Origin of the sequence: Paroceanicella profunda (assembly GCF_005887635.2) — a bacterium.
In the GTDB taxonomy this organism is placed as follows: Bacteria; Pseudomonadota; Alphaproteobacteria; order Rhodobacterales; family Rhodobacteraceae; genus Paroceanicella; species Paroceanicella profunda.
In genome coordinates this window covers 195,911-211,974 of sequence record NZ_CP040820.1, presented here as the reverse complement: position 1 = coordinate 211,974, position 16,064 = coordinate 195,911, and the positions used below count along the sequence as shown (strand labels likewise).

Here is a 16,064-nt window from a genome sequence, read left to right as displayed (position 1 = left end):
CGATGCAGAGCATGGAGGACGCGGGCCTCGTGGCCGCCCTCGCCGCCGACGCGATGAGCGGGCGGATGGAGAATCCCTTCGCCGCCTTCGGCCCCCGCGCCATGCCGGACGGGCGCATGGCCCTGCGCAGCTTCCAGCCCGGCGCCGAGGCGGTGGAGGTCATCGGCCCCGACGGCACGCCGCTGGGCCGGCTGGAACAGGCCCCGGGCGGGCTGTTCTTCGGCGTTATCGAGGCGCCGGCCACCGAGGGCCCGGCCGGCTACGTCCTGCGCATCCACTGGCCGGGCGGCGTGGTGCAGGAGACCGAGGACCCCTATGCCTTCGGCCTGCTGCTGGGCGACCTGGACCTGCACCTCTTCTCCGAGGGCCGGCATTTCGACATGGGCCGCGTCTTCGGCGCGGTGCCGATGACGGTTGAGGGCGTGGCGGGCACGCGCTTCTCGGTCTGGGCGCCGAACGCGCTGATGGTCTCCGTGATCGGGGATTTCAACGGCTGGGACGGCCGCCGCCACCCGATGCGACTGCGCCATGGCGCGGGGGTGTGGGAGCTGTTCCTGCCCCGGCTCGGCCCCGGCGCGCGCTACAAGTTCCAGCTCCGCGGCGCGGGCGGGGCGGTGTTCGACAAGGCGGACCCGATCGCCCGTGCCACCGAGCGCCCGCCCGGAACCGCCTCCGTCGTGGCCGCGCCGCCGGACTACGCCTGGTCCGACGCGGACTGGATGGAGACCCGCGCCGCGCGCGCCGCACAGGATGCGCCGATCTCCGTCTACGAGGTACACTCCGCCTCCTGGCTGCGCCCGGGCCCCGGCCCGAACGCGGTCTATGACTGGGACGGGCTGGCCGAGCGGCTGGTGCCCTATGCCGCGCTGATGGGCTTCACCCATCTGGAGCTGATGCCGGTGATGGAGCACCCGTTCGGCGGTTCCTGGGGCTATCAGCCGCTGTCGCAGTTCGCGCCCACCGCGCGGCACGGCGCCCCGGAGGGGTTCGCACGCTTCGTGGACACCGCGCATCGCGCCGGGCTGGGGGTGATCCTGGACTGGGTTCCGGGGCATTTCCCCACCGACCCCTACGGCCTCGCCCGCTTCGACGGCTCCCCCCTCTACGAGCACGCGGACCCGCGCGAGGGCTTCCACCATGACTGGAACACCTACATCTACAACCTCGGCCGGCGCGAGGTCTCCGGCTTCCTGCTCGCCTCCGCGATCTGGTGGCTGAAGGAGTTCCACGTGGATGGGCTGCGCGTGGATGCGGTTGCCTCCATGCTCTACCGCGACTACTCGCGCAAGCACGACGAATGGGTGCCGAACGTCTACGGCGGGCGGGAGAACCTGGAGACGGTCTCCTTCTTCCGCTCCCTCTCCACCCTGGTGGCCGAACACGCCCCCGGCGCCGTCACCATCGCGGAGGAGAGCACGGCCTGGCCCGGCGTCACCGCCCCGGTCACCGAAGGCGGGCTCGGCTTCGACTACAAGTGGAACATGGGCTGGATGCACGACACGCTGCTCTACACCGGGCGCGACCCGGTGCACCGGCGCTGGCACCATGACGAGATGACCTTCGGCCTGGTCTATGCCTTCTCGGAGGCCTTCGTGCTGCCGATCAGCCATGACGAGGTGGTCTACGGCAAGGGCTCGCTCTACGAGCGCATGCCGGGGGACGACTGGACCCGGCGCGCCGGCCTGCGGGCCTATCTCGCCTTCATGTGGATGCACCCGGGCAAGAAGCTGCTGTTCATGGGGCAGGAGTTCGGCCAGCCGGGCGAGTGGAACCATGACGCGGAACTGCCATGGGACCTGCTGTCGAACCCCGGCCACGCCGGGATACAGGCCCTGGTGCGCGCGCTCAACGCCCTGCTGCGCGACACGCCGGCCCTGCACCGGCGCGACACCCGCCCCGACGGCTTCGCCTGGGTGGTGGGCGCGGACCGCGAGAACAGCGTCTTCGCCTGGACCCGCTCCGGCGAGCCGGACGACGTGCCGGTGCTCGTGGTTCTGAACATGACGCCCGCCGCCATCGAGGGCTACCGCATCGGCGTCGCCCGCCCGGGCCGCTGGCGCGAGGTGCTCAACACCGATGCCGCGGCCTTCGGCGGCTCCAACCTCGGCAATGCCGGCGGGGCGGAAACCGCGCCCGAGCCCGCGCATGGCCAGCCGCACAGCCTCTCGCTCACCCTGCCGCCGCTTTCCGCGGTGGTCTTCACCCACGAGGATGACGCATCTTGACCCGATTTCCGGACAAGCTCGAGCCCGGCTCGGCCTACCCCCTTGGCGCGTCCTTCGACGGGCTGGGGGTGAATTTCGCGGTGTTCTCGGCCAACGCGGACCAGATCGACCTGTGCCTGTTCGACCCCTCCGGGCGGCGCGAGGTCGGCCGCTACACCCTGCCGGAATGCACCGACGAGGTGTGGCACGGCTACCTGCCGGACGCGCGGCCCGGCCTGCTCTACGGGCTTCGCGCCCACGGGCCCTACCACCCGGAAGAGGGGCACCGCTTCAACCCCGCGAAGCTGCTGATCGACCCCTATGCCCGCGGCCTCTCCGGCCCGCTGCGCTGGTCGGACGCGCTGCACGGCTACTCCGTGCGCTCACGCCGGGCGGACCTGAGCTATGACCGGCGCGACAGCGCGCCCTTCCTGCCCAAGGGCGTGGTGACGGCCGAACATTTCGACTGGTCGCAGGACGTGCGGCCCCGCACGCCCTGGTCGCGCACGGTGATCTACGAGGCCCACCCGCGCGGCCTGACCATGCTGTTCGACGCGGTGGAACCGGCCGAGCGCGGCACCTTCGCCGCCCTCTCCCACCCCGCGGTCATCGACCACCTGCTGTCGCTCGGCGTCACGGCGCTGGAGCTGCTGCCCATCCACGCCTACGCGCAGGACCGCTTCCTGCTGGAGAAGGGCCTCTCCAACTACTGGGGCTACAACACGCTGAACTTCTTCACCCCGGAGCCGCGCTACTTCGCCTCCGCCACCCGCGACGAGCTGCGCTTCGCGGTGCGCCGGCTGCACGCGGCGGGCATCGAGGTGATCCTCGACGTGGTCTACAACCACACCGCCGAGGGGTCCGAGCTGGGCCCCACGCTCTCCTGGCGCGGGCTGGACAACGCGAGCTACTACCGCCTCGTCTCCGACGCGCCGCGCCACTGCGTGAATGACACCGGCACCGGCAACACCCTGAACATGAGCCACCCGCGCACGGTGCAGATGGTGGCGGATTCGCTGCGCTACTGGGCCACCTCCTACGGCATCGACGGCTTCCGCTTCGACCTCGGCACGGTGCTGGGGCGCAACGCCGGCGGGTTCGACCCCGCGCATGCCTTCTTCCACGTCGTCCGGCAGGACCCCGTGCTGCAGCGCCTGAAGCTGATCTCCGAGCCCTGGGACATCGGGCCGGGCGGCTATCAGCTGGGCCATCACCCGCCCGGCTTCGCGGAGTGGAACGACAAGTTCCGCGACTGCATGCGCAGCTTCTGGCGCGGCGACCCCGGCCGGCGCGGCGAACTGGCCGCCCGGCTCTCGGGCTCGGGCGACCTGTTCGACCGCCGGGCGCGCCGGCCCTGGGCCTCGGTGAACTTCCTCGCCTCCCATGACGGCTTCACCCTCGCCGACCTCACCGCCTATGAGGAGCGCCACAACGAGGCGAACGGCGAGAACAACGCCGACGGCCACGGCCACAACCTGTCGCGCAACTGGGGCGCGGAGGGCGAGACCGATGATCCGGGCATCCGCGAGACCCGCGCGAAACTGCAGCGCGCCATGCTCACCTGCCTGTTCTCGGCCATGGGCACGCCGATGCTGCTGGGCGGCGACGAATTCGCCCGCACCCAGCACGGCAACAACAACGCCTATTGCCAGGACAACGCCCTGAGCTGGTTCGACTGGAAACAGGCGCTGAGCCCGGAGGGCACCGCCCTCACCGCCTTCACCGCGCGGCTGGCGGCGCTGCGCGCGAAATACGAGAGCCTGCGCTCCGCCCGCTATCTCTACGGGCAGGAGCAGCCGGAGGAGGATGTCTCCGACCTCGAATGGTTCGACGCCTCCGGCGCGCGCACCGAGGGTCAGAGCTGGGAGAACCCGGAGGAGCGCTGCCTGGTGATGCGCCGGGCCGTGCGCAGCGCGGATGGCGAGCTGGTCGCCGTCACGCTGCTGCTGAACGCCGCGGACAGCCCGCGCGACGTGCAGCTTCCCCCGCCCGGGGAGACCCACCTGCTGCTGATCGACAGTGCCGACCCGCAGGCCGAGGAGCGCGAGATCGGCGACCGCTTCACCCTGCAAGCCCACTCCGCGGCGCTGGTCTGCGGCAGCGAGGTCGACTCATGAGCACGCACACGCGCAGCCCCGCCGCCGCCAGCGGCCCCGCCGCCGCCAGCCGGCCCGCGCCGCTCTGGGGCCCCTTGCTCACCGGCGCGGACACGGCACGGTTCCGCCTCTGGGCGCCGTCCAGCCCGGCGCTGGCGCTCGAGATCGCGGGGGAGGGCCCGGTGGCGATGCAGCCCGGCCCCGACGGCTGGTTCTCGCTGGACACCAAAGCCGCCCCCGGCACCCGCTACCGCTTCGTGCTGCCGGACGGCACGGCGGTGCCGGACCCGGCCGCGCGCGCCCAGTCCGGCGGGGTGCACGGCTGGTCCGTGCTGCGCGCGCCCTTCGCGCCGGACGCGGGCTGGCCCGGGCGCCCCTGGGAGGAGACGGTGCTCTGGGAAGCGCATGCCGGGGTGTTCGGCGGCTTCGAGGGCCTCGCCGCGGAGCTGCCACGGCTGAAGGCCCTCGGCATCACCGCGCTGGAGATCATGCCGGTGAACGCCTTCTCCGGCAGCCGGAACTGGGGCTATGACGGGGTGCTGCCCTTCGCCCCGGCGGAAGCCTACGGGCCCCCCGAGGCGCTGCACGCGCTGGTGGGCGCGGCGCATCGCGAGGGGCTGATGGTGTTCCTCGACGTGGTCTACAACCATTTCGGCCCGGACGGGAACTTCCTGAACGCCTATGCGCCGGAGTTCTTCGACACCAGCGAGGACACGCCCTGGGGCGGCGCCGTGGCGGTCTCACGCCCGGAGGTGGCGGCCTTCTTCACCGAGAACGCGGTGATGTGGCTGGGGGAATACGGCATGGACGGGCTGCGTTTCGACGCCGTCCACGCCATCGGCAACCCCGCCTTCCTGGACCGGATGGCCGCCGACATCCGCGCCGCGCTGCCCGGCCGGCGCATCCACCTCGTGCTGGAGAACGAGGACAACGACGCCCCGCGCCTGGAGGCGGGATTCGACGCCCAGTGGAACGACGATTTCCACAACACCCTGCACGTGCTGCTCACCGGCGAGACGGAAGGGTATTACGCGGATTTCGCCGAGGCGCCGGCCCGCCGCCTCGCCCGCTGCCTCGCGGAGGGGTTCGTCTGGCAGGGCGAGACCACGCCGCGGGGCCGGGTGCGCGGGCGCGCCTCGGGCCACCTGCGCCCCACCGCCTTCGTGAACTTCCTGCAGAACCATGACCAGACCGGCAACCGCGCGATGGGCGACCGGCTCCTCACCCTCGCGGAGCCCGCGGCCCTGCGCGCCGCCACCGTGGCCCTCGCGCTCATGCCCGCCATCCCGATGCTGTTCATGGGCGAGGAGCAGGGCGCGGTGACCCCGTTCCAGTTCTTCACCGACTTCCACGATGACCTGGCCGAGGCGGTGCGCGAAGGCCGCCGGCGCGAGTTCGCGCATTTCCCCGCCTTCGCGAACCCGGAAGCCCGCGCCCGCATCCCGGACCCGAACGCGCCCGAGACCTTTCTGCGCAGCCGCCCCGTCCCCGGGCCGGACGCCGCGGCCTGGGAGGCGCTGTGGCGCGCCCTGCTGGACCTGCGGGCCCGGCAGATCGTGCCCCGCCTCGCCGGCGCCAGCGCGCTCGGGGCCGAGGCGATCGGGCCGCGGGCCGTCTCCGCCGCCTGGCGGATGGGCGACGGCGCCCGACTCGACCTCCTGCTGTCGCTGGACCCGGCCGGCGCGCCGGACGCCATCTGCCCGCCGGGCCCGGTACTGTTCACCGAAGGCGATCCGCTGGGAGGAGCCGGCTGCACCGTCTGGCTCGGCGCATCATGAACGCGCTGACCGAGCTTGCCACCGCCGCCGGCCTGTCCCCGCTCTGGCGCGACGCGCAGGGGCGCGACCAGGAGGTGAGCCCGCCGGCGCTCGCCGCCATTCTCGGCGCGCTCGGCCTGCCCGCGCAGGACGATGCCGCCTGCCGTGACAGCCTCGCGCGCCTTGCCGAGGAGGCCGCCCGGCCCGCGCCGCTGGCCATCGGCACCGCCGGCACGCCGCTGGTGCTGGACCGTCCGGGCCTGTCGGGCCGCGCCGAACTGGTGCTGGAGAGCGGCACGCGCCACCCGCTCACCTTCGACGGCGGCCCCGCCCCGGCACTGCCGCCGCTGGAGGAGACCGGCTACCACCGGCTCTCCCTGCCCGACGGCACGCAGATGGAAATCGCGATCTGCCCGGCGCGCTGCCCCTCCCCGCGCGACCTCGGCGCTCCGGCGCGCTGCTGGGGCGTAGCCGTGCAGGTGCCGGCGCTGCAGGACGACGCGGCGCCGGATTACGGCGATTTCGGCGCCCTCGCGCGCTTTGCCTCCGCGCTGGCCGGGCGCGGCGCCGACCTGCTGGCCATCAGCCCGGTGCACGCGCTGTTCCCGGCCGAACCGGCGCGCTTCAGCCCCTACGCCCCCTCCACGCGGCTGTTCCTCAACACCGCGCTCGCGGACCCCGGCCTCGCCGGCGCACGGGAGGCGGACGTGCCCGGCCCCGGCGGCCGGGACGACGGGCTGATCGACTGGGAGGCCGCGATCCCGGCCCGCCGCGCGGCGCTGCGCCGGCTGTTCGAGGCGCGGCGCAGCGCGCTGGCCGACCCGCTGGAGGAGTACGTCCGCGCCCGCGGCGAGGACCTCGTTCTGCACGCCACCTTCGACGCGCTGCACGCGCGCTTTCCCGGCACCTCCGGCTGGCCCGACTGGCCGGAGGAATACCACGACCCCCGCGGCCCCGAAGTGCTGCATTTCCGCGGCCGGGCCGAAACCGACATCGCCTTCCACATCTTCGAACAATGGCTGGCCGAGCGCGGCCTGGCGGAGGCGCAGGCCGCGGCGCTGGCGGGGGGAATGCACGTCGGGCTGGTCGCCGATCTCGCGGTGGGAATGGACGCGGGCGGCAGCCATGCCTGGTCCCGTCCGGGAGAGCTGCTCACCGGCCTCTCCGTCGGCGCGCCGCCGGACCCGCTGGGCCCCGACGGGCAGGACTGGGGCCTCACCACCTTCGATCCCCGCGCCCTGCGCCGCACCGGCTTCCGCGCCTGGCGCGAAACCCTGCGCGCCAGCCTGCGCCAATGCGGCGGGCTGCGCATCGACCACATCCTCGGCCTGCGTCGGCTCTGGGTGATCCCGCATGGCGCGCCCTCCACCGAGGGCGCCTACCTCGCCTTCCCGCAGCAGGACATGCTGCGCCTGCTGGCGCTGGAGGCGAGCCGCGCCGGCGCCATCGTGGTGGGCGAGGACCTCGGCACCGTGCCCGAGGGCCTGCGCGAGGACCTCGCGGAGGCGGGGCTGATGGGCATGCGGGTGCTGTGGTTCGAGCGCGACGCCGCCGGCGCCTACACCCCGCCGGAGGGCTGGGAGGCCGACGCCCTCGCCATGTCGGGCACCCATGACACGCCCACCGTGGCGGGCTGGTGGAGCGGGCGGGACATCGACTGGACCTGGCGGCTGGGGCGCGGCGGCCCGGCGGCCACCGAACCCGCCCACCGCGCCCTGCGCGCGCGTGAACGCAGCCGCCTGTGGCAGGCCTTCTGTGCCAGCGGCGCCGCCGAGGGCGCGGAGCCCGCGCCGGAGCAGACCGTGCCGGTGGTCGAGGCCGCGCTCGCGCATGTCGCCTCCGCCGCCTGCGCGGTGGCGCTGCTGCCGGCGGAGGACCTCTTCGGCCTCACCGAGCAGCCCAACCTGCCCGGCACCACCGACGCCCATCCGAACTGGCGCCGCCGCCTGCCCCCCGACACGCCCGCGCGCCTCGAGGACCCGGCGGTGGAGGCGCGCATCGCGCGCATCTCCGCCACCCGCCACGCGGACACCGCGGCCGTTTCGCCCGCCGCGCCCCCCCGACCAGCTTCCTCCGACCCGCAAGGACCCGGCTCCCCATGATCCCTCGTGCCACCTACCGGTTGCAGTTCCACCCCGGCTTCACCCTCACCGACGCGCGCCGCATCGTGCCCTATCTCGACGCGCTGGGGGTGAGCCATGTCTATGCCTCGCCGCTCACCGCCGCGCGGCCCGGATCGACGCATGGCTACGACGTGGCCGACCCCACCCGGGTGAACCCGGAACTGGGCGGCGAGCCGGCGCTGCGCGCGCTGTCCGCGGCGCTCAACGAACGCCGGATGGGGCTGATCCTCGACATCGTGCCGAACCACATCGGCATCGGCGCCGACACGCCCTGGTGGACCGACCTGCTGGCGCAGGGCCCCCACAGCCCGCATGCCGCGGCCTTCGACGTGGACTGGTCGCGCCACGGCGGCCGGGTGCTGCTGCCCCTGCTCGGCACCCCGCTGGCGCAGGCGCTGGCGGCGGGGGAGATCCGCGTGGCCGAGGCGCCCGGCCTGCCCGGCGGCTTCGCCGCCGTCGCCCATGGCGCGCACTGGCTGCCGCTGCGCCCGGAGGATTGCGCCGGGCTCGCGAAGGCCGGGCCAGAGGGGCTGGTGGCCCTGGACCCGCGCACGGGGGCCGGCCTGGCCCGGCTGGAGGAGCTGCTCTCCCGCCAGCACTGGCTGCTGGCCTGGTGGCGCAGCGGGCATGACCTGCTGAACTGGCGGCGCTTCTTCTCCATCACCGATCTCGCCGGGGTGCGCGTGGAGGAGGAGGCGGTGTTCGAGGCGGTGCACGCCCTGCCGCTGGCGCTCTACCAGGACGGGGTGATCGACGGGCTGCGCGTCGACCACGTGGACGGGCTCACCGACCCGGCCGGCTATTGCCGCCGCCTGCGCGCGGCCCTCGACGACCGCGCCCCCGCCCGCCCCGCGACCGCGCTGCCCGGCCCGGCCTGGCTGGTGGTCGAGAAGATCCTCGGCCCGGGCGAGACGCTCGCGCGCGACTGGGAGGTGGACGGCACCACCGGCTATGACTTCATGGATGCCGTCTCCGCCCTGCAGCACGCGCCGGACGGCGCGGCGCCGCTCGCCCGCGCCTGGCAGGCGGTGTCGGGCCGCCACGCGCAGTTCGCGCCGGAGGAGCACCGCGCCCGGCGCCAGATGCTGGCCTGGGAATTCGGCGCCCAGTTCGGGGCCACTCTGGACGCCTTCGAGCGCCTTGCCGCCGAAACGCCGGAGACCGCGCATCTCACCCGCGGCATGATCGAGCGCGCGCTGCGCAGCCTGCTGGAGACCTTCCCGGTCTACCGCACCTACGGCACCGGCGACAGCGCGCCGCGGAGCGACGCGGCCATCCGCGCCCGCGCCCGGGCCCGCGCCCTGCCGGAGGCCGCCCCGGGCGAGACCGAGGCGATCGACCGGGTGCTGGACTGGCTGGCCGGCGAGGCGCCCGGCCCCTCCGGCCGCGCCGCGGAGGCGGTGCGCCGCTTCCAGCAGCTCTCCGCGCCCATCGCTGCGAAGGCGGTGGAGGACACCGCCTTCTACCGCCACGCGCCCCTTCTGTCGCGCAATGACGTGGGCTTCGACCCGGAGTGCTTTTCCCTGCCCGTGGCCGCCTTCCACGCCCGGATGGCGCAGATGCAGGCCGACTTCCCCCACACCATGCTCGCCACCGCGACCCATGATCACAAGCGCGGCGAGGATGCGCGCGCCCGGCTCGCCGTGCTCTCCGCCGCGCCGCAGGACTGGATCGCGGAGAGCGCGGCCTGGACCGCCCTGCTCGGCCCGGCGGCCGAGGGCGTTGACGGCGGCGATGTCGCGATGCTGCTGCAGGGGCTGGTCGGCGCCTGGCCCGCCGGGCTGGACGGAGCGGCGCGCGATACGCGCGAGCAGTTCCGCGACCGGCTTTCGGCCTGGGCGGTGAAGGCGCTGCGCGAGGCCAAGCTCCGCTCCTCCTGGACCGCGCCGGACACGGCCTATGAGGCGCGGGTGACCGCCCTGCTGGACCACGCCCTGCTCGGCCCCGGAGGGCGCGCCTTGCGCGACCGGGTGGCGGACTGGATGGCGCGGATCGAGGCGCCCGCCGCGCTCAACGCCCTGTCGCAGACCGCGCTGCGCCTCACCGCGCCGGGCGTGCCGGACACCTACCAGGGCAGCGAGACCGGGGATTTCTCGCTCGTCGACCCGGACAACCGCCGCCCGGTGGACTTCGAGCGTCTCGCCGCCCGGCTCGCGGAGGGGGACAGCGCGAAGCAGGCGCTGGTGCACCGGCTGCTGACCCTGCGGCGGCACCGCCCCGAGCTGTTCCGCGGGCCCTGGGAGGGGCTGGTCGCGGAGGGGCCGGCCGCCGCGCATGTGATCGGCTGGATGCGCGGGGCGGGCGACACCCGGCTGGTCTGCGCCAGCGGGCTGCGCTTCGGCGGCCCGCGCCTGCCCGGCGCGGCCTTCTGGGACGGCACGATGCTGCGCCTGCCCGACAGCCTTGCCACCGCCACCTGCACCGACATCCTGGGCGGCCCGGCCACCAGCCTCGCCCGGGGCAGCCTCGCGCGGCTCTTCGCCGGGCAGGACATGCCGCTGGTGCTGCTGCTCACCGGCCCGCAGACGGAGGACCTGACCGATGACTGACCCCCGTGCGCCCACATCCGGCGCCCCTGCCGGGAACCGCCCGGCGGGCGGGCCCCCGCCGGTGCCCGACCTGTCGCGCCACGCGCTGTTCCTCGACTTCGACGGCACGCTGGTGGACATCGCGCCGCGCCCCGACGACATCCGCATCCCCGAGATCCTGCCCGGGCTGCTGACCGCGCTCGACGCGGCGGCGGGCGGGGCGATCGCGCTGGTCTCCGGGCGGCGGCTGGCGGACCTGCGCGGCTTCCTGCCGGAGTTTCGCGGCGTGATCGTGGGATCGCACGGCTCGGAGACCTGGCCGGAGGACGCAGCACCCGCCCCCGGGCTGCGGCAGCCGGACGCCGGGCCGGTGCGCGCGGCCCTGCGCGCGCTCGCCGCCACCCGCGCGGCCTATCTCTTCGAGGAGAAACCCGCCGGGGCGGTCATCCACTTCCGCGCCGACCCTGCGCTTGACGCGGAGGCACGCGCGGCGGCGGAGGCGGTGGTGGCCGCGCATCCCGGCTTCGCCCTGCAGCGCGCGAAGATGGCCTACGAGATCCACCCCGCCGGGGTGTCGAAGGACCGGGCGGTGGCGCGGCTCATGGACCGGGCGCCGTTCCGCGGCCGCGTCCCGGTGTTCGCCGGGGACGACACGACGGACGAGCCCGCACTCGGCTGGGTGCGGGCCCGGGAGGGCATTTCGGTGCATGTGGGCGACAGGCCGGACACCGCCGCCGCCTGGCGGCTGGACAGCCCCGCCGCGCTGCGCGACTGGCTGGCGCGCGCCGTCAGTGTGGAGGAGCGGGGCTGACCGCCCCGCCCCCGCTCACCCCGGAATCTGGCTGGCCAGCTCGCTCTGGGCGGTCACGATCTTGCGGTGCCACACCGTGTCGCGCAGGCGCTTGAGATAGGTGGTGCTCCACCAGGTGATGTCTTCCTCCAGCAGCTTGCGCATCAGCGAGGCGTGCCGGGCCCGGCGCTCGCCCAGCGGCATGCGCAGCGCACGGTGGATGGCCTGGGCCACCGCGCCGCGGTCATGCGGGTTGACCAGCAGCGCCTCGGTCATCTGCTCGGCCGCGCCGGCAAAGCGCGACAGCACCAGCACGCCGGGGTTCTCCGGGTCCTGCGCGGCCACGTATTCCTTGGCCACCAGGTTCATGCCATCGGCCAGCGGCGTCACCAGCCCCACCCGCGCGCGGCGGTAGAGCGAGCCGAGCTGCTCGCGCGGCAGGGCGCGGTGGATGTAGCGCAGCGGCGTCCAGTCTATGTCCGCATGCGCGCCGTTGATGCAGCCGGCGAGGCGCTCCAGCTCGGCGCGGATCTCGCTGTAGGCGCGCAAGCCCGAGCGCGTGGGCGGCGCGATCTGCAGGAACGACACCCGTCCGGCCAGTTCGGGATGGGTTTCCAGCAGGCGCTCATAGGCGAGGAAGCGCTGCGGCAGGCCCTTGGAATAGTCCAGCCGGTCCACGCCGATGATCAGGTGCTGGCGCTCCGGGTCCTCCACGTGGCGCGGCGGCAGGGTGCGCGAGGCTTCCAGCGCGAAGCCCTCGGTGTCGATCCCGATCGGGAAGCTCGCCACCGCGGTGCGCTTGCCGAAGGCCGAGACGCTGCCGTCGATCATCAGCTCCGCCCCCGCGCAGGTCCGGCAGGAGCCGAGGAAGGCATTCACGTCGCGCTGGGTCTGCAGGCCGATCAGGTCATAGTCCAGCAGCGCGCGCAGCAGCTCCACATGGTCCGGGATCACCTGCAGGTCATTGGTGTCGGGGAAGGGGATGTGCAGGAACAGCCCGATGGCATTCGACACCCCCAGCCGGCGCAGTTCTGCCGCGAGCGGCAGGAAGTGATAGTCCTGCACCCACAGAAGGTCGCCCGGACGCAACAGCCCGGCGATCATCGCCGCCAGCCGCGCGTTCAGCGCGTGGTAGGAAATGTCGTATTCCTCACGGTAGTCCATCAGGTCGGCGCGGCCGTGAAACACCGGCCAGAGCACCGAGTTGGAATAGCCGAGATAGTAGTTCTCATGTTCCTGGCGCGTGAGGTCGAAGCCCATCTTCACGAACAGCGATTCGGTTTCGTCGAGCGGGCGCAGGCGCTGGCCCGGCTCCGTCGCGATGTCCTCGCTGGTGCCGATCCACACGCCGCCGGTGGCGGAGAGGCAGTCGGTCAGGGCCACGGCCAGCCCGCCGGCAGAACTGCGCGGGCTCGGAAGGCGGTTAGATACCACGATGATGCGAGACATTATCCAAGCCCTCCGCGAGAAAGGTCCCTGCAGGCAACGGAAAGCCGCAGGGCCGCGACGGCCCCGGTTCCAACGGGCATATCGGTGATCCCGGACGGATCGGCGACGGTCGTGTGGCGGATTCCGGGCTGCATCAGACTCTCCCCATGTCGATTGATGACAGACGCTCGGAGATGGTTTCTTGCGCCCTTCCCCTGTCCGCGTACACAGGCGGTGAGGTTGGTGGTCTCCGGTACTGTGTTAACAATTGAATAACCCGAAAGGTTCCCGCGTCGGATCAACGCAAGTGCACCCACGTCGGGAAAAGTGCCGGGATCCTCTGCCGGCCGGCAGGGCCGGAGGCGCAGGGTCGGGGGGTGCTGCGCGCAGCTCGTTGGCCGCGCACCGTGCGGGGTGACGGCAGGCGCTCGACGGGGCCGGGGACGCAAGGTCGGAGGTGCTGCGCGCAGCGCGGTTGCGGACCGCCATACAGGGCGGCGGCAGGCGGTCGACAGAGCCGGGGACGCACGATCGAAGTGCTGCGCGCAGCGCGGTGGCCGACCGCCATACCGGGCACGCTCGGCAAGGCCGGGGCGGAGCGGAGGGGCATAGGTGCTTGCGCGCTGCACGGTGGCCGCGCCGCGCGCCGTGCGGGCGCGGCGGCCGGGCCCCGGGCGGATGGCCGGGGGCCCGTGGCGCGCTGCGGCCAGGGGGCGCGGGTCGCGCGGACAGGCAGGTGGGACGCTCGCCGGAACGGGCCGGGCCAGGCCCGCTCCGCGCGGCATCAGCCGGCCCAGCAGGGCGCCGGATGGCGGGCGGCGGTGTGGTCGCGGGGGCCGGGGCGCCCGCGACCTTCGCGGGTCAGGGCTTGCCGATCGAGAAGAAATGCGTCTCGCCGGAACTGTCATCCACGCCGTCGTTGTCAGTGACGGCGAAGCCCTCGCCGGCGGCATCGACGGTGAAGCCCTCGATCTTGTCGACCACGTAGCCCTTCGGCGCGGCGAGGTCGGGCAGGAAGTCGTGCACCAGCGTCTTCGTGACCACCGGAAGCGCGTCGCCCAGCGGCGCCGGCTGCAGCGCGGACACCGGGACGGCGTAGAGCTTCTTCACCCGGGCTGCGGCGCCGATCTGGTTGTCACGCTCCACGATCAGCACCCGGTCGCCCTGCAGCGCGATCTCGGAGAGGCCGATCCAGCCCGCCCCGGCGGTGTCGAGCGGGTAGTGCACCGCGCCCCAGTCCTTGCTGGCCAGATCGTAGGAGACGAGCTTGACCATGCCCTTCGGGTCATCCCCCCAAGGGCGCTGGATGGCAAGCCAGAGCCGGTCTCCGATGCGGGTGATGCCCTCGATGCCGAAGCGCGTCTCGCCGGCCAGCAGCGCGGCGGGGAAGCCGATCTCCTCCCTGATGGCGCCGTCCGCGCCCACGTGCAGGATGGCGTGGGGCACCAGCTTTTCGGTGTTGCCCTCGTTGCCGATCCAGAAGCTGCCGTCGGCATCGGCGAAGATGCCCTCCATGTCGAGCTTCTGCGCCGGCTGGCCGCCGCGGGTGACCGGCAGCGCCGCGGTGATGCGGGCCGGTTTCGCTGTGGCGTCGATGGTGAAGATGGTCGGCTGCATGGCGTAGAAACTGTCGTTCACCGCGTAGAGCCGGCCGGCCTCATCCGGGTCGGCGGAGAGGCCGGAGAGCGCGCCCCACCCGATGAGCTCATCCGCGCCCTCGGAGGTGAGGGAGGGATAGGCCGCCGGGCCGTCCTCCAGCCGGTAGATCATCACCTGTGCGCGCGCGCCGCCCTCCGCGCCGAGGTCGGATTCGTTCGCGCTCACCAGAAGCCCGCGCGACGGGATGGCCACGAGCCCCTCCGGCGCCATGCCCGAGGGCAGCAGCTGGCGCAGCACCGGGGTGGCGCCGCTCATGTCGTAGACGCCCAGGACCGAGCCGCGCTCGGAGCCGATGAATGCATAGGGCGTGCCGTCGAACGTGGCCGTTTCCACCGCTTCGGGCTCCACACCCTTCTTGTTCGAGCGCTTCTCGGGGTAATGGCCGATCTGCACGATGGCCTTCTCGAAGCCGGTGCCGTTCTCGTAGAGCACCTCGCCCGCGGGGGAGAACACGGTCCAGCCGCGCGCGCCGCCCTTCCAGTCGCCCTCGTTGGCGATCACCAGCCGGTCGTCGCCCAGCCACTGGATGGAATCGGGCTCGCGCGCCACGCCGGCCTGGCTGTCGGTGAAGGAGAGCGCGCCGTCACGCTGCGTGTCGATGCCCTCGAGGTCCACCGTGCCGGCGGAGAAATGCGACAGCACCTTGCCGGTGCGGTCCAGCACCACGATGTGGTTGTTTTCCTGCAGGGTGACGGCGATCTCGCCGCGGGAATTCACGTCCACGAATTCCGGCTCCGGGTCCTCCGGCGCCACCTCGGCGAGGCCGGTCACATCGGCCTTCACCATGGCCGCGCAATCCACCACGCCGTCGATCAGCGGCAGGACCACCACGTAGCCGGCGGGCATCTGCGGCAGGCCGCCGTCGCCCAGCTCCTCGTCGCGCTCGTTCTCCACCGCGACGGCGATGAAGCTCGCGTCGCGCGCGGCGGCCACGCTGTCGGGCTGGCCGCCGATGTCGCAGCTCGCGGTCTCCGCGCCGCTGGCGAGATCCATGCTCACCAGCTTGCCCGAGGGCTCCGTGTAGCTCGGGGAGGTGTTCACCCCCACATAGGCCCGCTCGCCGATCACCACCACGGAGGTGGGTTCGCCGTTCATCTGCGTGACGCCCAGCGGCTTCGGGGCCTCGGGGTCGGAGATGTCGATGCGCCCCACCACGCCCAGCGGGCTGTCGGTGTAGACCAGGGTCATGCCGGTCTCATCGGCGTAGATGATCTCGGCGGAGGTCTCGGTTTTCGGGTCCGTGCCTGCGGGCAGGTTGTCGTTCACCGCGAAGGAGGCGATGCGGTTGAAGCTGCGCGGCGCGGCCACGGTGGCGTCCTGTGCGCCCGCGCGGGGGGCCGGCAGGGCCATCATGGCCGTCAGGGCCGCCAGCGCGCAGGTGCCAGACAATGCGGTTCTCATAAGTCCATCTCCCTCGGAATCACCGCCCGCAGTCCTGAACCGTTTGTGCGACGATCCCGTGACGGCGGGCAGCGGAGA

8 protein-coding genes are annotated in these 16,064 nt (G+C 73.2%); 6 read left to right on the top strand and 2 right to left on the bottom strand.

The annotated features are described in order from the left end of the window. The first annotated feature begins 2 nt into the window (after window positions 1–2). The 6 genes from glgB to otsB are packed head-to-tail and all read left to right on the top strand — an operon-like array spanning window position 3 to window position 11,519. A complete protein-coding gene (glgB, locus tag FDP22_RS21600) occupies window positions 3–2,225 on the top strand; it encodes a 1,4-alpha-glucan branching protein GlgB (RefSeq protein WP_239032016.1) in 2,223 nt (740 codons plus the stop codon). Next, window positions 2,222–4,321, top strand: a complete 2,100-nt coding sequence (glgX, locus tag FDP22_RS21595) for a glycogen debranching protein GlgX (protein WP_138576245.1) — start codon at window positions 2,222–2,224, stop codon at window positions 4,319–4,321. The genes glgB and glgX overlap by 4 nt, the downstream gene beginning before the upstream one ends. Then, the gene (treZ, locus tag FDP22_RS21590) at window positions 4,318–6,078 is read left to right on the top strand and encodes a malto-oligosyltrehalose trehalohydrolase (protein ID WP_138576243.1); all 1,761 of its coding nucleotides are present in this window, start codon (window positions 4,318–4,320) and stop codon (window positions 6,076–6,078) included. Before glgX ends, treZ begins: the two co-directional genes overlap by 4 nt. Continuing rightward, on the top strand, window positions 6,075–8,159 hold the full coding sequence (malQ, locus tag FDP22_RS21585; RefSeq protein ID WP_138576241.1) for a 4-alpha-glucanotransferase: 2,085 nt from the start codon (window positions 6,075–6,077) through the stop codon (window positions 8,157–8,159). The genes treZ and malQ overlap by 4 nt, the downstream gene beginning before the upstream one ends. Continuing rightward, a complete protein-coding gene (gene treY / locus FDP22_RS21580) occupies window positions 8,156–10,729 on the top strand; it encodes a malto-oligosyltrehalose synthase (RefSeq protein WP_138576240.1) in 2,574 nt (857 codons plus the stop codon). Before malQ ends, treY begins: the two co-directional genes overlap by 4 nt. Beyond that, complete coding sequence (otsB, locus tag FDP22_RS21575; RefSeq protein ID WP_138576239.1) at window positions 10,722–11,519, top strand: trehalose-phosphatase; 798 nt, start codon at window positions 10,722–10,724, stop codon at window positions 11,517–11,519. Before treY ends, otsB begins: the two co-directional genes overlap by 8 nt. Window positions 11,520–11,534: 15 nt before the next feature. Here the strand turns inward: otsB and FDP22_RS21570 are convergent, their stop codons facing one another. Next, a complete protein-coding gene (locus FDP22_RS21570; RefSeq protein WP_138576238.1) occupies window positions 11,535–12,947 on the bottom strand; it encodes an alpha,alpha-trehalose-phosphate synthase (UDP-forming) in 1,413 nt (470 codons plus the stop codon). An 840-nt stretch (window positions 12,948–13,787) separates the two neighbouring features. After that, window positions 13,788–15,986 carry an esterase-like activity of phytase family protein gene (locus tag FDP22_RS21565; protein WP_430226040.1) on the bottom strand — a complete coding sequence of 733 codons (2,199 nt, stop codon included), beginning with the start codon at window positions 15,984–15,986 and terminating at the stop codon, window positions 13,788–13,790. Window positions 15,987–16,064: the final 78 nt, after the last annotated feature.